This is a genomic window from Sphingobium bisphenolivorans, from assembly GCF_000412635.1.
GTDB lineage: Bacteria > Pseudomonadota > Alphaproteobacteria > Sphingomonadales > Sphingomonadaceae > Sphingobium > Sphingobium bisphenolivorans.
Genome location: NZ_ASTG01000007.1, coordinates 63,718 through 79,980 on the forward strand (window position 1 = coordinate 63,718; position 16,263 = coordinate 79,980).

Sequence of the window (16,263 nt, forward strand, 5' to 3'; positions counted from 1 at the left end):
GGTAAAATGCGGGGGGTGTAGTCGGCGTGGGATCAGGCGCGAGTCTGCGATAAAGTGGCGTCCGGCCTGAAACGCGGGGGCCTTATCATGATCGTGCGTGAGATCCGGGCGATGACAGGCATTCGCGGCGCGGCTGCGACCTTCGTCATGATCTATCATTTCGAAAATGATCTGCAGGGCCGTGGCGGCGTACCCAGCTTGCTCGACCATGGCTATCTGTCGGTCGATCTGTTCTTCATCCTGAGCGGCTTTGTGCTTTCGCATGTCTATGGACCAGCGATGCGGCAGGGGACGTTCAGCTTCGGCGCCTTCCTCTGGCACAGGATCGCGCGAGTCTATCCGCTCTATCTGGCCGCGACGGTCGCGATCCTGGCGATGGAGTGGCTGCGCGCGCGCGATGCCGGGGTTGATGCCGGTACGATCCTGTCCAACATGGTCATGCTACAGTCGCTCGGCAATTGGCCGAGCATCGATCCGCCTGCCTGGTCCGTCAGCGTGGAACTGCTCGCCTACCTCCTCTTCCCGCTGCTGGCGATGCTGTGCCTCAAAGGCCGAGCGGCGCTGGCATCAGCGGCGGGGATGCTCTCCCTGGCCGCGATCCTGACCCTAACGCTGCTTGCCTCGCTCCATCGGATCGGAGCGCCAGTGTCACGCGGTCCGCTCGACCTTTTCTATTCGCCCTATACGATCCTCCGTTGCCTTGCGGGCTTTACGATCGGCCAGCTCATCTGGCGGGTCCATGACAATGCCAGGCTTTCCCGGCTTACCTCCCGCAATGCGGTGCAGGCGCTGGTCGCCACGCTCGGCCTGGCGATGATGAGCGTGCAAGGATCGGACTTTCTCGTCTATCTTGCCCTTATCGCGCTCATGCTGTGCCTGAGTGCCGAGCAGGGCATGCTGACACGCCTGTTCGCGTCGCGGCCCGTCTATTTCCTGGGGCGGCTGTCCTTTCCCATCTACCTCACCCACTTCAAGGCGATCGGCCTTTTGCTGGCGATCAACGGGCGTCTGCTGGCCATGGGCATGCCGCGCGCAATCGGCGCGCCCGTTGCGCTGCTCTCATCGGCGCTGATCGTGATCTGCCTGTCCTGGATGCTGCATGACTGGCTGGAGCGGCCGTGCCGCCGCTGGCTGCGGCGCTGGCAGGAGGTGCGCCAGTGGAGGGCTGGAGCGGCGGTCAGCCGACCTTCTTGAACAACCAGCCGATCGTCGATCCACCGGGCAGCGCCTCGCTGGCGACGACCAGCTGGCGCGTGCCATGCGGTCGGCCCTCGCTGTCGGTCCAGAGGCTTTCCTCTATGGCGAGCTTGCCCGCATTGGCGCGGAACTGCCAGGTCGCGCCCGTGTCGATGCGCAGCAGCGCGCCCATGCCATCGGCCGTTGGCGTGGGCTCGACCCCGGGCGCCAGATGGAACCGCAGCTGGACCGGCAGCTTGACCGGCTTGCGGCGGCGGGCGGCAGGGGTCAGCATATCCTCGCCCCGCACTTCCCGGCCGTCACCGCTCATCAGCAGCAGGCGGCGGTGGACATAACCGGTGCGGCGGACATAGCCGTCATGGCTGATGTCGAGCCGGCTGCCGCTTTCCTGCTCCTGCCGATGCAGTTCGACCTCGGTCACGCCCTTGCCCAGCGTACCGTCAGGCAGCAGCGCGGTCGAATTGCTGTCGTTGAGGATCAGCGTGCTGTGCGCGGCGGTGGTGCGCAGGCCTTGCGCCAGATCGCGGCTGATCCACGCGCCCTGCAGTGCCGCGCCGCCGCAATTGACGATCAGCCGCTGCTGCCCGTCACTGATCTCGATCGCGCCGGTCGAGGCGCAGCCGGCATCGGCCAGTTGCGCGACAGGCGGCGGCGCGGCGTCGATCTGGACGATGGTGCCGCCGGCCGCCAGCCGCTGATAACCCCAGTCATTCGCCTGTCGCAGCGGCCGGGCGCGCACCCGGCTGGCGCGAACCACGGCCTGGATCATGGCCGGGTCGATCGCACCTGCACCCTGCCAGTTGCCAAGCCCGCCATCGCCATGGACGAGGCCAAGCAGGGCCGGCACCGCGCGGGCCAGCGCATCCTTGATGAATGGGGGCAGCTGTTCGCGCCGCACCTCATAAACCGCTGACACCATGGTGAGCAGCATGATCGCTTCAAGCTGCTCGATCGGCGATCGCGAGATGACGCCGCCATCGCTGTGCAGGCCGCTGTCGATGGCGCGCTTCAGGCCTGCCTCGCCGAACAGCTTGCGCGCCGCGCCGCCGGGCAGCAGCATGGAGGCGGCGACGATGCCGCCCCAAGCCACCAGGCGCGGCAGCCCCACATGCGCCTTGTCCGCGCTTCGATCGAGATGGCGGGCGGTGCGGGCAATGCAATTCAGCACCAGCGAGCGATAGACAAGGTCGCTCGATGAGAGGATCAGCGGCGCATGAGCCGACCAGAAGAGCAGCCTCCAGCCCGCATTGTCGGCGCGCCAGGCGGGCTCGCTGGGTGTATCGGCGTGGGCCGCGAGCCATTTGCGCATGACCCCCTCGGCCACCGGCGCTGCCTGTTCCCGCGTCGCGACGGTGGCGAGGTCGCGCAGCCAGTGAAAGCCGTGCAGATAGTCGGCAAAGGCGGGCAGCAGCTCCAGCCGATCGAAGTCGAGCCGGTCGACCGGCTGCTTCAGCCCCCGGAAGAGAAAATAGCCGGCGCGGATCGCTTGCCCCGCATGGGCGCTGCCGGGAATTTCATCGTCGGGAACGGCGAGCAGCTTGAGCGGATATTTGCCCTTCAGCCGGCGGCCGTGGATCGGCGTCTTCCAGCTCAGCAGATAGAAACGGTTGGCGATGCGCTGGGCCAGCGAAAGCCCCTTGTCATCCGCCACGCGGATGAGCCGCTTGCCCTCTTCGATTCCGTCGTCCTCGGGGCCGGGTCCGGCCTCTTCGGGGACGGAATGGGGGGAAAGGCGGCGGCGGTCGCTCACCCGCCGCGCAGCGTCCGGATATTGTCGGCATAGGCCGACGCCCCGCCCCGGAAGGTGGCGGTGCCGGCGACCAGCACGTCCGCGCCGGCCTCTATGGCGCGCGGCGCGGTCGTGAAATCGATGCCGCCATCGACCTGGAGCCGGATGTCGCGGCCCGACTTTTCGATCATCTTGCGGATCGCTTCGATCTTGCGCAGCTGATTCTCGATAAAGCTCTGCCCGCCGAAGCCGGGATTGACGCTCATCACCAGGATGAGGTCGACGTCATCGATCAGATAGTCGAGCATCTTGGCCGGCGTGCCGGGGTTCAGCACCACGCCCGCCTGCACGCCCAGCGACTTGATATGCTGGACTGAGCGATGGATATGCGGGCCAGCCTCCGGATGGACGGTCAATATGTCGGCCCCCGCTTCGGCAAAGGCGTTCAGATATTGATCGACGGGAGAGATCATCAGATGGACGTCGAAGGGCTTTTTCGTGTGGGGGCGCAGCGCCTTCACCACGCCCGGTCCTATCGTGATGTTGGGCACGAAATGGCCGTCCATCACGTCGATATGGATCCAGTCGGCGCCCGCTTCGTCGATGGCGCGCACTTCCTCGCCCAGGCGGGCGAAATCGGCGGAAAGGATGGACGGAGAGATGAGGATGGGGCTGGTCATTTGACCGTTCGCCTTAACGGTGGCGTAGGGGACACGCAACGCATGTTTCGCGCTATCCACAGGCTTTTTCCGGCATGGGCGGCTTGCCGTCAGGGCAGGTCGAAAAGCCTGACGTCGCTGCACGGCAGCAGGGAGGCGCCGCCTGACAGCAACTGCTTGACGCCATGAAGCGCAACGACCTGATTTCCCTCCACGATGGGAGCGGCGATCAGGCGCATCGCGCATCGTCCGCCGTCCGCAGGCAGGATATCGACGTCCAGTGTGAAACCGCGCCGGTGCCGGATCGCATAGGCGCGAAGCGTCTCCATGGCCTGCGCGGAATCCGGCGTGTAGCAGGCGACCGCGCGTTCGCGAGGAATGTCGCTCCCGCGCTCCAGCCCGAAAATATCATAGACGCCCGATGTCCAGCGCAGGCTGTCGTTCGCGAGGGTGCAGTGCCACAGGCCAAGGCCGCGCTCCGCCAGCGCCTCCTGATTGCGGGCAAGCCGATCGTCCAGCAGCACGGGTGCCAGATGCTCCCGCAGCGCATAGAGCGGCCAGCTGTGATGTAGGGGCAGCGGTTCGGTCGGGCGCAAGCGACTTCCTTCAGGGCTGCGAAACCCTATCGAACGATGGTTGATCCTTAGTGGACGCTACGGCGCAGCCGCGCAATGAAAAAGCCATCGGTCCCGCCCTGCTGTGCCAGGGTCGCGGGAAGGGTGCGGACATGGCCTTGCGGCGTCGGGTCGATCCCGCCCGGTAGTTCGGCTGCCGTGGCGGCCTGTGCCGTGAAGCCGGGGTGAGCGGCCATGAAGCGGGCGATCTGCTCCTCCCCCTCGGCCTGCTCCAGCGAGCAGGTGGCGTAGATCAGGGTACCCCCGGGCTTCAGCCACTCCGCCGCCCGCGCGAGCAGTTCGGCCTGCAGTTCCGCCAGCTCGGCAATCTGGCGCGGCCCTATGCGGTGCAGCACGTCGGGATGGCGGCGATAGATGCCCGTCGCGGTGCAGGGTGCGTCGAGCAGGATCGCGTCCGCCGGCGCGGCAGGCGACCATTGCCGCAGGTCGGCCTGAACCACGTCGGCCTTCAGCCCGGTGCGGCGCAGATTGTCGCTGAGCCGCTCCAGCCGTTTCTTCGACTGATCGACAGCGGTCACCTGCCACCCGGCGGCGGCGAGTTGCATCGTCTTTCCCCCCGGCGCTGCGCAAAGGTCGAGCACGGTGCGGCCCTGGCCCTGCCCAAGCAGGCGGGCGGGGCAGGAGGCGGCGAGGTCCTGCACCCACCAGGCGCCCTCGTCAAAGCCCGGGAGCTCGGGAATGGAGGCCGCTCCGAGCAGGCGAACATGACCTGGTGCAAGGCTGACGCCGCCGAGCGTCTCGGTCCATTGCTCGGTCTGCCCGGCATCGCGCAAGGTCAGATCGACCGCTGGACGCAGCGCATAGGCCTGAGCGGCAGCCTGCGGCATTGCCTTGCCCCACTGGCCGGCCCAGCGCGTTTCGACGTCGGCGGGCAGGGTAGGCGGCTGCGGCAGGCTGGGTTCGCTGCGGGCGAGCGTGCCGAACACGCCATGCACCAGCTTGCGCGGGCCGCCATCGACGAGCGGCAGCGCGGTGGCGATCGCAGCATGGGGCGCCGTGCCGAGCGCGAGCAGCTGAGTAAGGGCGACGCGCAGCACCATGCGCGCCTTGGCGTCATGGGGTAGCGGCTGGTGGGTGGCGCCGTCGATCAGCGCATCGAGATCCGGCAGGTGGCGCAGCGTCTCGGCCGCGATCGCATGTACCAGTGCTCGGTCGGCCGGCGGCAGGCCCTGCGCGGCGCCATGCAGCGCCAGTTCCAGCGGCTCCCCCCGCCTAAGCACCGCGTCCAGCAGACGGAGCGCGGCGCGGCGCGCGGGAAGGCCGGGGACGTCGTCGGAACGGGAGGGTTTTGCCATTTGACGCGCCTAGGGGAAATCGCGTCGGAAAGTAACCTTTCTTCGCTCCCTCTCCCCCCAAGCACAGCGCTGTCGCTGCAAAGGCAGGAACCCAGTCCCGCTCTCGATCGTCAAGGGCCACCTGAGAACCAGGCTCCTGCCTGCGCAGGAGCGCAAGGCGCTAGTTCCGGCGAAGCGGATCAAGCGCGCTCGACTTGCGCGACTTTGGTGTCGCAGGCGACAACGCGGAGGCGCGCTGAGGCAGCGCCGCCCCACCCATGGCCAGCGCAAGATCCTCCAAGGCCGCAATGCGCTTCTCCGTCGCCGGGTGGGTGGAGAAAATCTCGCTCACATGCACCGGCACGATATAGAGCTGGGCAGCGGCCGGATTGCGCGCGGCGACCGGGTTGGGGATCATCTCCGCCTTGCCGGAAATCTTGGCGAGCGCAGAGGCGAGCGCGCGGGGATTGCCGCTGATCTCGGCCCCGGCGGCGTCGGCGCCATATTCGCGCGTGCGGCTGATCGCCATCTGCACGATCATCGCGGCAAAGGGGGCGACGATCACCGCGAGCAGGCTGGCGGCGATGTTGCCGTGGCCGCCCTCCTCATTATTGCCGCGGAAGAACAGGCCGAAATTGGCGAGCATCGAAATGGCGCCGGCAATGGTCGCCACCATCGTCATGATCAAGGTGTCGCGGTTACGCACATGGCCGAGTTCATGCGCCATTACGCCCGCGACTTCCTCCCTGCTCAGCATGGAGAGCAGGCCGGTGGTCGCGGCGACGGCGGCATGATCGGGATCGCGCCCGGTGGCGAAGGCATTGGGATGCGGCTCGTCGATCAGGTAGACGCGCGGCATGGGCAGGCGGGCCCGCTCCGCCAGTTCAGCGACAAGCTGGTAGAATTCCGGCGCACTTTCGTCATCGACTTCCCGTGCATTGTGCATCGACAGCACGATCTTGTCGGCATTCCAGAAGGTGAAAAGGTTCATGCCCGCCGCCACCAGCAGCGCGATTACCGCGCCGCCGCTGCCGCCCAATGTGTAACCCAATGCCATGAACAGCGCGGTCAGCGCCGACAGCAGCATCATGGTCTTCATTCCGCTCACTTGCACAAATCTCCTTTGCGACCCAATTAGCCGGGCAGGAATGAATATGGGGTGATCGCCGCGCGCCCGCAATCGAAAGGACAAGCAATGGGAACCTACAACGGCAAGCGCCCTGCGCATGTGAAGCCGCCCGAGCATCTTTCCAAGAGCCCGCCGGTTCCGGAACCCGATCCGCTGGACAAGCCTTCCACCCATGATGAGGAGATGAGCCCGGTCCGCTACGGGGACTGGGAACGCAAGGGAATCGCTATCGATTTTTGATGTGCCGCCCATTAGGGTTAACGCTTCATCGCTATTTCGGCACGTCTCGCGATGGCCTGTGCTGATGATGCGAGGGGTGTCGCCCGTCACCCTAGCCTTCTGCGCTGCAAAACGGGCAGGTTCGCCCTGAGCGGAAAAGAGAATTCGGGGCGCAGATACAATGAACGTGGTTGCTGAGATCAATGTGAGGTCAGTGCAGGATTATGCGCCGGAGGATGCGGCGCTCCTGTGCGCAGTGGGTCGTCTGGTCTGTGGCTGGACCATGCTGGAACAGAGCCTGGAGGCGAAGATCGGCATGATGCGCGAAGCCATGGGCGACGTGCGCGTGGTGGGAGCGCGCACCCGTCCCGGCATGACCAAGTTGATGACGGAACTGCGAACCATGGTTGCCATGCGTGACCGCCGCAACGCGGACGCACTCATGGAAATTTCGGATATCGAGCGCGACATGCAGAGGATCGACCGTTTCCGGTCGCTCATCATCGGCGGCTTTCAGCAGCCCGCGCCCGGCGGCTTTACATGCCGCGATGCGCGGAACAACATGACGCATGTCTCGCTTGAGCAGCTTGACGCGGAAATTGCCTCCCTCGAAGTGATAGCGCAGCGCCTGCTGGCTGTCTGAACGGGTTAGGTAATCTTCCACGCTTGATCTTTATGCCGGGGGAGGCGAAGCCTTCCCCTGCGCCTTCGCGAGCAAAATAGGAGCCTCATGTCCTACAAACCCATCCGCAAAGCCGTTTTCCCTGTTGCAGGCCTCGGTACGCGCTTTCTGCCCGCGACAAAGTCGGTTCCCAAGGAACTGCTGCCTGTCGTCGATCGTCCGCTGATTCAATATGCGGTCGATGAAGCGCGGGAGGCGGGGATCGAGCAGATGATCTTCGTCACCGGCCGCGGCAAGGGCGCGATCGAGGATTATTTCGACATGGCGTTCGAGGCCGAAGCCACCCAGCGCGAGCGCGGCAAGGACCTCTCCGCGCTGGATGGTACGCGCCTTTTGCCCGGTAACGCGGTCTTCCTGCGCCAGCAGGAGCCGCTGGGCCTGGGTCACGCCATCTGGTGCGCGCGCGACATCGTGGGCGACGAACCCTTCGCCATCCTGCTCCCCGACGAATTCATGAAAGGAGCCCCGGGCCGGGGATGCCTCAAGCAAATGGTCGAGGCCTATGACAAGGTCGGCGGCAATCTGGTCTGCGCCCTTGAAGTGCCTATGGCCGAGACGCCGAGCTATGGCGTGATCGATCCGGGCAAGCGCGACGGCGCGCTGACCGAGGTGAAGGGCCTGGTGGAAAAGCCTGCCCCGGGCACGGCGCCCTCCAACCTGATCCTCCCAGGCCGCTACATCCTCCAGCCGGAGGTGATGAAGATCCTCGAAACGCAGGAAAAGGGCGCCGGCGGAGAAATCCAGCTGACCGACGCGATGGCGTCGATGATCGGCCAGCAGCCCTTCCACGGCGTCACCTTCGACGGCCGCCGCTTCGACTGCGGCTCCAAGGCGGGCTATATCGAAGCCAATCTGGCGCTGGCGCTGGAGCGCGAGGATCTGGGCGAACATATCCGCGAGTTCGCTATGTCGGAACTGGGCATCACCACGATCGCCGCTGCGGCCTGATTGTCGTTCACGAAGGAAGGCGGTCCGGTCTATGCCGGGCCGCCTTTTTGTGTCCCCCACTATGGGTCGATGGCTCGTGAGAGTGGTTAGCGGACCTTCTCTTCTTCGTCACCCCGGACTTGATCCGGGGTCCCGCTTTCTTCCAAGGCCGAGCTCGACCCAAGGCAGCGGGACCCCGGGTCCAGCCCGGGGTGATGGTTGCCTTGGGTCCGCAATTGGTCGACGTCAGACCCTTTCCCAGCACTGAGGTCGGCGATCGAGCCCTCCAAGGATCATGCCCCAATGGTCACATGTCCCTCCGAAAACATTCTATTTTTCCGACAGAGCGCGATATTCACCTGTCCTATTTCACTCCGGCCGGTTTATCCCGCATCCCTCTTTGAAACGTCCGACAGCTTACGCCCCCTCGCACACGCGCGCCCAGGCACGCGCGCGCATACAGTGTGAACTTCGGCGGAAATCTGCCTTTTTTCCGGCTTTAATCGCCGGATCGGATGCGTCCGAGGTCAATAAAAAAGGCGGCACCCCCTAGGATGCCGCCTTTCAGCAATTCCACGATGCAGCCCTGCTCAGAACGGCACTTCGTCATCCAGATCATTGTCGAAATTGGGTCCGCCAGCGCTGCCCCGGCCCCCACCTTGCGAGCGCCCGCCACCGCTGCCACCACCAAAGCCGCCGCCGCCACCGCTGCCGAAGTCGTCATAGTCGTTGCCGCCGCCGAAGCCGCCGGAACTCGCGCCCCAGTCGCTGACGCCCTGCTGGGAGCGGCCGCCGCCGCCGCCGCCATAGCCGCCGCCCTGACCGCCGCCGCCCGGCGCGCCGTCCAGCATGGTCAGTACCGCGCTCGGCCCTTGCAGCACGACTTCGGTCGTGTAGCGGTCGTTGCCCGACTGGTCCTGCCATTTGCGGGTGCGCAACTGGCCTTCCAGATAGACCTTGCTGCCCTTGCGGAGGAAGCGCTCCGCAACGCCGGCCAGACCTTCGGAAAAGATCGCGACCGTGTGCCATTCGGTGCGCTCCTTGCGCTCGCCCGACATGCGGTCCTTCCAGCTTTCGGACGTGGCGATGCGCAGGTTGCACACCTTGCCGCCATTCTGGAAGCTCTTCACTTCCGGGTCCGCGCCCAGATTGCCGACCAGAATGACCTTGTTGACAGAGCCCGCCATGTTTCCTCCGATGAATCAGGAGGTCCTTATAAGCCCCCCGCTTTCACCGTCTAGGTGAAAGCTATCCCAAGCCTAGCGCGGTCGCCGTCCAGTAGGTCAGGCCCGCCGCGACATAGGCAAGGGCGAAAAGATAGCCGATCATGAACAGCGGCCATTTCCACCCGTTGGTTTCCCTGCGTGTCACCGCAATGGTGGAGATGCACTGGGGCGCGAAGACGAACCAGGCGAGGAAGGCAAGAGCGGTGGGCAGCGGCCAGTTGTCCTTGAGCCGATCGCCAAGGCTGCGCTCCAGCTTCGCCTCATCCTCGTCGGCGTCGAGCGAATAGACCGTCGCCAGCGCCGAGACGGCAACCTCGCGCGCGGCCATGGCCGGGATCAGCGCGAGGCTGATGTCGCGATTGAAGCCGATCGGCTCGAGCACGACGTTCAATCCGTTGGCGATGCGCCCCGCCACCGAATAATTGACCTGGCTGATGCCGCTGTCCGCCGGCGCCTTCGGGAAGGAAAGCAGTAGCCACAGGATAACGGTCGATGTGAAGATGATGGTGCCGGCGCGCTTCAGGAAGATGACGGCGCGCTGCCATAGGCCCAGCGCAATGTCCTGCGGACGGGGCCACTGATATTTCGGCATTTCCATGAGGAAGCCGCCACTGGCGCCCTTGGTGACGGTCAGCCGCAAAACCAGCGCCGCCATCATCGCGCCGATGATCCCGGCGACATAGAGGCAGAAGAGGACCAGGCCCTGAAGCCCGATCCCGAGCCCCACGTCGCGTGCCGGAATGAAGGCGCCGATGATCACGGCATAGACCGGCAGCCGCGCCGAGCAGGTCATCAGCGGCGCGATCAGGATCGTGGTCAGCCGGTCCTTGGGATCGGCGATGGTGCGCGTTGCCATGATCCCGGGCACCGCGCACGCGAAGGAAGAGAGCAGCGGGATGAAGGCGCGGCCTGACAAACCCACGCGAGCCATCAGCCCGTCCATAAGGAAGGCGGCGCGGACCATATAGCCGGTCGCCTCCAGCATCAGGATGAAGGAGAAGAGGATCAGGATCTGCGGCAGGAAGACGACGACCGATCCCACGCCGTTGATGACGCCATCGACGAGGAAGGAACGCAGCAGGCCATCGGGCAGCGCTTGGGTGGCGGCATCGCTGGCGGCCTGCGCCAGTCCCTCGATCATCGCAATCGGCGCTTCCGACCAGGCATAGACCGCCTGGAACATGATGAAGAGCAGGGCGAGCAGCAGCGCAAGGCCGGAAACCGGATGCAGCGCCACCCGATCCACCACGGCGGTGAGACGGCGGGAAGGCGTTTCCCGGACGATAGCGGCGCGCGCAATCCGGCGGGCTTCGCCGCGAAGCCTGTCGAACGCCTCCGGCGCGGCGGGTGGACGCTGGCGGGAGGGTGCGCCATCGAGCATCGCTTCCAGTTCGGTGCGCAGCGTGTCCAGCCCCCGCTTGCGCACCGCAACAGTGGAAATCACCGGAACGCCCAGTTCCCGCGCGAGCGCTTCCGGGTCCAGTTCCAGACCATCGCGCGCGGCGAGATCGACCATGTTGAGCGCGACCACGGTGGGCCGACCAAGCGCGATCAGTTCCAGCGCGAAGCGAAGATGGTTGTCGAGATTGGAGGCATCGACCACCACCACCAGCGCGTCGGGCAGCCGCTCGCCGTGCTGCCGGCCGAGCACGACGTCGCGCGTGACCTGCTCGTCCGGGCTGGTGGGATTGAGGCTGTAGGTGCCGGGCAGGTCGACCAGTTCGATCGGCCGTCCATCCGAGAGGGGCAGGCGGCCCGCCTTGCGCTCCACGGTGACGCCGGGATAGTTACCAAGCTTCTGCCGCGCGCCCGTCAGCGCGTTGAACAGGGCGCTCTTGCCGGCATTGGGGTTGCCGACCAGCGCGACCAGCGGCAATGTGCTCATGCCCTGCCGTCCCGCGCTCCGGGCCGGACGGTGATGGCCGCGGCATGGTTGCGGCGCATGGCGACCGTCATGCGGCCGACCTTGCACGCGATGGGACCACGGCCGAGCAGCCCGCCATGATGCAGCGCCTCGACCACCGCGCCCTCGCAAAGACCGAACTCGCGCAGACGCTGCCCATCCGATGTGGACAGGGCATTCCAGTCGATCAGGTCCACATAGGCGGGCTGGCGCAACGGCAGATCAGTCAGGCGCAAGGGCAATTCACTCGTCGAAAGCTTCTGCGAGTGACTATCAATACCGATTGCAAAAAGCGAGTCTGATTCGCCTTGCCCCGGCGGCAGATCATATCGCCGGGTAGCGAAGCCTTCCGATGAAACGCGCAAGGCTGAGCCGCTCGCCGCCTCCAGCGCCCTTCCATCTGGCCTTGGCGCGTTCGAAGCGCATGATCCCCTCGATCCGGCGTGCGAGGAAAGCGTGAGTTTCCTCCTGATGATCGCTCTCATCATCGACGAAGACGAGCAGGGTCGCGGCATAAACGCCCGCGAGCGTCAGGCGCTTGCTATAATGGTTGAGGTCGGTGGAGGTGTCCCCCGCCGCTCTCCACATGACATCGGCCGCACGCCAACCCAGTCGAGCGCCATGGAGGGCGTTTTGGGGCATGGCGAGCACGGCCTGCGCCCGGCGCAGCGCCTCCCGGTCACGAGCGAGCAGCTTGAGCCGCGCCTCGACGAGATCGGTGATGCGTCGGCGGATCGGCATGGCGGCGAGCTGTTCGGGCGGAAGCGCCGCCGTCATGCGGGTGTCGATACTGGCAAACCACGCGTCGATCATCGTCAGGGCACCGCCTGCAAAGGCGAGCCGCGCGATATCAGCATCGATGCTGCATTCTGCCGCGGCCATCGTCACCGCTTCGTCACGCCAGCCGTCGAACGCCGCATGGCGGGGGAGGATCGGGCCGAGCGCGGCGCGCACTTCGTCCAGTGTCATGTCTTCATGCGTCGGGGTCATCGAGCCTATCTAGTTCCCCCCCCATGAGCGCACAAGCTTCAGCCTGACAGGTTTATCGCGCCACGGGGGTTGAACGGGCAGGCGCTGATACCTAGTTGGGTGCAGCAACGAACATAGTTTCAATTGAAAACTGATTGCATATAAGGGAGCCTTCATGTCCAGCCTCTTCGATCCCGTTCAGCTTGGTGCCGTGACCGCGCCAAACCGCGTGCTGATGGCGCCGCTCACCCGTGCACGCGCGACCCGCGATCATGTGCCCACCCCGATCATGGCCGACTATTATGGGCAGCGCGCGTCCGCAGGGCTGATCATCAGCGAAGGAATCGGCGTTTCGCAGCAGGGGCTGGGCTGGCCCTACGCGGCGGGCATATGGTCGGCCGAGCAGGTGGCGGCGTGGAAGCCTGTGACCACTGCCGTGCATGAAGCGGGCGGGCGCATCTTCGCGCAGCTCTGGCATATGGGCCGGCTCGTTCATTCCAGCGTCACGGGCGAGCAACCCGTGTCCTCCAGCCCCATCGCCGCGCCCGGCCATGCCCATACGTATGAGGGCAATCGCGAATATGAAACGCCGCGCGCGCTGGCGGTCGAAGAAATACCGGCGCTCGTCCAGACCTATGTGACGGCGGCGCATAATGCGCGGGAAGCGGGCTTCGACGGGGTGCAGATCCATGCCGCCAACGGCTATTTGATCGACGAGTTTCTCCGCGACGGCGTCAACCAGCGCGAGGATGCCTATGGCGGCAGCCCGCGCAACCGCGTGCGCTTGCTGCGCGAAATCACGCAGGCGGTGGCGGACGCGATCGGCGCCGACCGCACGGCGGTGCGCCTTTCACTGAATGGCGGATCGCAGGGAACCGACGATAGCGATCCTGCTGCCCTGTCGCTGGCGGTGGCGCAGGCGCTCGAACCGATCGGCCTCGCCTTTGTCGAACTGCGTGAACTCAAGCCGAACGGGACGCGAGGGGCGAGCGACGTGCCCCGCCAGTCGCCGCTCATCCGCCAGCATTTCAGCGGGCCGCTGGTGCTCAATAGCGACTATGATGCGGACAGCGCACAGGCCGACCTCGACAGCGGCCTGGCGCAGGCGATCAGCTTTGGTCGGCCCTTCATCGCCAATCCGGATCTGCCGGATCGCTTGTCTGCCGGCGCGCCGCTCAACACGCCGCATGAGGCCAGCTTTTATACGCAAGGCGCTGACGGCTATGTCGACTATCCGGCGCTGAACGCAGCGGCGTGATAGACGAAGGGCCGCTCTTTCGGAGGGCGGCCCTTTTTCCGATAGGTCAGGCGGCGAATTTCTCGCGCAGGCTGAGCATCGCCATCGCCGCCTTCGCCGCCTCGCCGCCCTTGTCCTTTTCGGTGCGGCGGGCGCGGGTCAGCGCCTGGGCCTCATTCTCTACGGTTAAAATGCCATTGCCGATCGGTATGCCGTCCATGCTGAGTGCCATGAGGCCCCGCGCGCTCTCGTTCGAGACGACCTCGAAATGATAAGTTTCGCCGCGGATCACGACGCCGATCGCGATGAAGCCGTCATAGCGGCCCGTTTCCGCCGCCAGCGCGACCGCGCCGGGGATTTCCAGCGCGCCGGGCACCGTGACCACCTCATGTTTATGCCCTTCGTCCTCCAGCGCGCTCACCGCGCCCTCAATCAGAAGGTCGTTCAGATGGTCGTAGAAGCGCGCCTCGACGATCAGGAATTTAGCCATGTCGGTTCCCCTTAAAGCTCGATGGCGCGTTGCCCAACCACGGCGAGGTCATAGCCGTCAAGCGCGATCAGGCTGTGATGTGAATTGGTAAGCAGGATCATATCGTGCACGCCCAATTCGGCCAGAATCTGCGCGCCGACGCCATAGTCGCGCAATTCGTCCATGCCCGACCCCGACTGTCCGGCATGACGGCGCAAAATGGCGCTGACAAAGTCTCCCGGCGCCGGATAGGTCAAGACGACGATGACGCCGCTTCCATGCTCCGCGATGATCTCCATCGATCGGGAGAGCAGTCCGGTGCGCTCGCTGGTGGCGCCATAGACATCGTCCAGCAGCGACAACTGGTGCATGCGGACCAGCGTCGGTTCGTCCGGAACGACATGGCCCTTCTGCAGCACCAGCTGCTCGGTCTGGGTCGCCTTGTTGAAGAAGCTGAGCGCCCTCCAGTCGCCGCCCCAGCGGCTGTTGAAGGTGGCTTCGGCACGGCGCTCGACCATATGGTCATGGCGGCGGCGATAGGCGATGAGGTCGCGGATCGTGCCGATCTTCATCTTGTGCTTCTGCGCGAAGGGGATGAGGTCGTCGAGGCGCGCCATCGTACCGTCATCCTTCATCACCTCGCAGATGACGCCGGAAGGATTGAGGCCGGCCAGGCGAGCCACATCCACCGCCGCCTCCGTATGGCCGGTGCGGACGAGCACGCCGCCGTCACGCGCCACCAGCGGAAAGACATGGCCGGGCGTGACGATATCGTCGCGGCCCTTCGATCCATCGATCGCCACGGAGATGGTGCGCGCGCGGTCGGCCGCACTGATGCCGGTGGTGACGCCTTCGCGCGCCTCGATCGACACGGTAAAGGCGGTTTCATGCCGCGTGCCGTTGTTGCGGCTCATGAGGTCGAGCCCCAGATGCTCCACCCGGTCCTTCGTCAGAGCGAGGCAGATCAAGCCGCGTCCATGGGTCGCCATGAAGTTGATCGCGTCGGGCGTCGCCATCTGCGCGGGGATGACCAGATCACCCTCATTCTCACGATCCTCGTCATCGACCAGAATGAACATGCGGCCGTTTCGGGCCTCGTTGATGATCTCTTCCGGAGAGGCCAGCGCGGTGCCGCCTTCGCGTTTCAGAATATAGGTTTCCAGCTTGCCCAGCGTATCGGCAGTCGGGTTCCAGTCGCTGTCACCCAGGCGGCGCAGCGAATTGGCGTGAAGGCCGGCTGCACGGGCGAGGCCCGACCGGGACATGCCCCCATCGGTCACGAGAGAGCGAACGGTATCGATAAGAGAGGAAGACATGGGATCAGCTCCGGCCCTGCAAAGGTGAGTTGGCTATCACACTGCAATGTGATTTTAGCAAGCCCCATTCACATCGGGCGCGTACGCAGGCTCTGCATACGGTCGAGATAGCGGGCGAGAACGTCAATCTCCAGGTTGAAGCTGCGGCCGACGGTCAACTGGTCGAGAGTCGTCGCTTCGGCGGTATGGGGAATGATGTTGAGTCCGAAGTGGACGCTGCCCTCTGGCTGATCCTCCACCGCGTTGACGGTCAGCGATACGCCATCGACAGTGATCGAACCCTTGGCCGCGAGTGCCGGGGCGAGCGCAGCGGGCGCCGCGATGACCAGCCGGACTGAATCGCCTTCCGACGTGGCCGACACGAGCGTGCCGATGCCGTCGACATGGCCGGTGACGATATGGCCGCCCAGTTCGTCGCCAACCTTGAGCGCGCGTTCAAGGTTGAGCCGACCATCCTGGCTCCAAAGACCAGGCGCGGTGCGCGCCACGGTTTCCGCCGACAGATCGACCGCGAACCAGTCGTCCCCCTTTTCCACGACGGTCAGGCAGGCACCGGAACAAGCGATCGACGCGCCGATCGCGACCGTCTCCATTTCATAGCCGCAGCCGATGACAAGGCGCAGGTCGCCGCGCTGCTCGTGGCTGCGGATGGTGCCGATGTCAGTGATGATGCCGGTGAACATGGTCCTGTC

At 65.3% G+C, this 16,263-nt stretch carries 17 protein-coding genes; 5 read left to right on the forward strand and 12 right to left on the reverse strand.

Annotation, left to right across the window (positions count from 1 at the left end; translation table 11 throughout):
- The first annotated feature begins 87 nt into the window (after nucleotides 1–87).
- Nucleotides 88–1,194, forward strand: coding sequence for an acyltransferase family protein (locus L858_RS0107110; RefSeq protein ID WP_022682461.1), 1,107 nt, complete (start codon nucleotides 88–90; stop codon nucleotides 1,192–1,194).
- Here L858_RS0107110 and L858_RS0107115 read toward each other — a convergent pair.
- From L858_RS0107115 to htpX, 5 genes are all read right to left on the reverse strand, one after another.
- On the reverse strand, nucleotides 1,178–2,947 hold the full coding sequence (locus L858_RS0107115; RefSeq protein WP_022682462.1) for a heparinase II/III family protein: 1,770 nt from the start codon (nucleotides 2,945–2,947) through the stop codon (nucleotides 1,178–1,180). The two genes, L858_RS0107110 and L858_RS0107115, sit on opposite strands and share 17 nt — an antisense overlap.
- Nucleotides 2,944–3,606 carry a ribulose-phosphate 3-epimerase gene (gene rpe, locus L858_RS0107120; protein ID WP_022682463.1) on the reverse strand — a complete coding sequence of 221 codons (663 nt, stop codon included), beginning with the start codon at nucleotides 3,604–3,606 and terminating at the stop codon, nucleotides 2,944–2,946. The genes L858_RS0107115 and rpe overlap by 4 nt, the downstream gene beginning before the upstream one ends.
- Nucleotides 3,607–3,695: 89 nt before the next feature.
- Nucleotides 3,696–4,181: a hypothetical protein gene (locus L858_RS19815; protein WP_022682464.1), complete on the reverse strand. Its 486-nt coding sequence runs from the start codon at nucleotides 4,179–4,181 to the stop codon at nucleotides 3,696–3,698.
- Nucleotides 4,182–4,228: 47 nt separating this feature from the next.
- Entirely contained in the window at nucleotides 4,229–5,515 is a 1,287-nt protein-coding gene (locus L858_RS0107130; RefSeq protein ID WP_022682465.1) for an RsmB/NOP family class I SAM-dependent RNA methyltransferase, read from the reverse strand.
- Between the two features lie 160 nt (nucleotides 5,516–5,675).
- Nucleotides 5,676–6,602 (reverse strand): zinc metalloprotease HtpX, encoded by a 927-nt coding sequence (htpX, locus tag L858_RS0107135; RefSeq protein ID WP_022682466.1) that lies wholly within the window; start codon nucleotides 6,600–6,602, stop codon nucleotides 5,676–5,678.
- A gap of 87 nt (nucleotides 6,603–6,689) precedes the next feature.
- Here htpX and L858_RS21225 point away from each other — a divergent pair, with 87 nt between their 5' ends.
- The 3 genes from L858_RS21225 (at nucleotide 6,690) to L858_RS0107150 (ending at nucleotide 8,472) form a co-directional block, all read left to right on the forward strand.
- Nucleotides 6,690–6,863: a DUF1674 domain-containing protein gene (locus L858_RS21225; protein ID WP_022682467.1), complete on the forward strand. Its 174-nt coding sequence runs from the start codon at nucleotides 6,690–6,692 to the stop codon at nucleotides 6,861–6,863.
- 160 nt (nucleotides 6,864–7,023) lie between these two features.
- Nucleotides 7,024–7,485, forward strand: a complete 462-nt coding sequence (locus tag L858_RS0107145; protein ID WP_022682468.1) for a hypothetical protein — start codon at nucleotides 7,024–7,026, stop codon at nucleotides 7,483–7,485.
- Nucleotides 7,486–7,572: 87 nt separating this feature from the next.
- A complete protein-coding gene (locus tag L858_RS0107150; RefSeq protein ID WP_022682469.1) occupies nucleotides 7,573–8,472 on the forward strand; it encodes a UTP--glucose-1-phosphate uridylyltransferase in 900 nt (299 codons plus the stop codon).
- A gap of 569 nt (nucleotides 8,473–9,041) precedes the next feature.
- Here the strand turns inward: L858_RS0107150 and ssb are convergent.
- The 4 genes from ssb to L858_RS0107170 form a co-directional block, all read right to left on the reverse strand.
- Entirely contained in the window at nucleotides 9,042–9,638 is a 597-nt protein-coding gene (ssb, locus tag L858_RS0107155) for a single-stranded DNA-binding protein (protein WP_022682471.1), read from the reverse strand.
- Nucleotides 9,639–9,699: 61 nt separating this feature from the next.
- Complete coding sequence (feoB, locus tag L858_RS0107160) at nucleotides 9,700–11,562, reverse strand: ferrous iron transporter B (RefSeq protein ID WP_022682472.1); 1,863 nt, start codon at nucleotides 11,560–11,562, stop codon at nucleotides 9,700–9,702.
- A complete protein-coding gene (locus L858_RS0107165) occupies nucleotides 11,559–11,816 on the reverse strand; it encodes a FeoA family protein (protein ID WP_028055898.1) in 258 nt (85 codons plus the stop codon). The genes feoB and L858_RS0107165 overlap by 4 nt, the downstream gene beginning before the upstream one ends.
- Nucleotides 11,817–11,904: 88 nt before the next feature.
- A complete protein-coding gene (locus L858_RS0107170; RefSeq protein WP_022682474.1) occupies nucleotides 11,905–12,570 on the reverse strand; it encodes a COQ9 family protein in 666 nt (221 codons plus the stop codon).
- 154 nt (nucleotides 12,571–12,724) lie between these two features.
- Between L858_RS0107170 and L858_RS0107175 the strand changes: the two genes are divergently transcribed.
- On the forward strand, nucleotides 12,725–13,807 hold the full coding sequence (locus tag L858_RS0107175; protein ID WP_022682475.1) for an alkene reductase: 1,083 nt from the start codon (nucleotides 12,725–12,727) through the stop codon (nucleotides 13,805–13,807).
- Between the two features lie 46 nt (nucleotides 13,808–13,853).
- On the opposite strand, the gene ribH is transcribed toward L858_RS0107175, so the two are convergent.
- The 3 genes from ribH to L858_RS0107190 form a co-directional block, all read right to left on the reverse strand.
- Nucleotides 13,854–14,276, reverse strand: coding sequence for a 6,7-dimethyl-8-ribityllumazine synthase (gene ribH, locus L858_RS0107180; RefSeq protein ID WP_022682476.1), 423 nt, complete (start codon nucleotides 14,274–14,276; stop codon nucleotides 13,854–13,856).
- 11 nt (nucleotides 14,277–14,287) lie between these two features.
- Entirely contained in the window at nucleotides 14,288–15,571 is a 1,284-nt protein-coding gene (ribB, locus tag L858_RS0107185; RefSeq protein WP_022682477.1) for a 3,4-dihydroxy-2-butanone-4-phosphate synthase, read from the reverse strand.
- A 68-nt stretch (nucleotides 15,572–15,639) separates the two neighbouring features.
- A complete protein-coding gene (locus L858_RS0107190) occupies nucleotides 15,640–16,254 on the reverse strand; it encodes a riboflavin synthase (RefSeq protein ID WP_022682478.1) in 615 nt (204 codons plus the stop codon).
- Nucleotides 16,255–16,263: the final 9 nt, after the last annotated feature.

Excerpts from the sequence above, each read along its gene's own strand:
- L858_RS0107110 (WP_022682461.1), top strand. The coding sequence starts at position 88 with ATGATCGTGCGTGAGATCCGGGCGATGACAGGCATTCGCGGCGCGGCT.
- rpe (WP_022682463.1), bottom strand. The coding sequence starts at position 3,606 with ATGACCAGCCCCATCCTCATCTCTCCGTCCATCCTTTCCGCCGATTTC.
- L858_RS0107130 (WP_022682465.1), bottom strand. The coding sequence starts at position 5,515 with ATGGCAAAACCCTCCCGTTCCGACGACGTCCCCGGCCTTCCCGCGCGC.
- L858_RS21225 (WP_022682467.1), top strand. The coding sequence starts at position 6,690 with ATGGGAACCTACAACGGCAAGCGCCCTGCGCATGTGAAGCCGCCCGAG.
- L858_RS0107145 (WP_022682468.1), top strand. The coding sequence starts at position 7,024 with ATGAACGTGGTTGCTGAGATCAATGTGAGGTCAGTGCAGGATTATGCG.
- L858_RS0107150 (WP_022682469.1), top strand. The coding sequence starts at position 7,573 with ATGTCCTACAAACCCATCCGCAAAGCCGTTTTCCCTGTTGCAGGCCTC.
- ssb (WP_022682471.1), bottom strand. The coding sequence starts at position 9,638 with ATGGCGGGCTCTGTCAACAAGGTCATTCTGGTCGGCAATCTGGGCGCG.
- feoB (WP_022682472.1), bottom strand. The coding sequence starts at position 11,562 with ATGAGCACATTGCCGCTGGTCGCGCTGGTCGGCAACCCCAATGCCGGC.
- L858_RS0107170 (WP_022682474.1), bottom strand. The coding sequence starts at position 12,570 with ATGACCCCGACGCATGAAGACATGACACTGGACGAAGTGCGCGCCGCG.
- L858_RS0107175 (WP_022682475.1), top strand. The coding sequence starts at position 12,725 with ATGTCCAGCCTCTTCGATCCCGTTCAGCTTGGTGCCGTGACCGCGCCA.
- ribH (WP_022682476.1), bottom strand. The coding sequence starts at position 14,276 with ATGGCTAAATTCCTGATCGTCGAGGCGCGCTTCTACGACCATCTGAAC.
- ribB (WP_022682477.1), bottom strand. The coding sequence starts at position 15,571 with ATGTCTTCCTCTCTTATCGATACCGTTCGCTCTCTCGTGACCGATGGG.
- L858_RS0107190 (WP_022682478.1), bottom strand. The coding sequence starts at position 16,254 with ATGTTCACCGGCATCATCACTGACATCGGCACCATCCGCAGCCACGAG.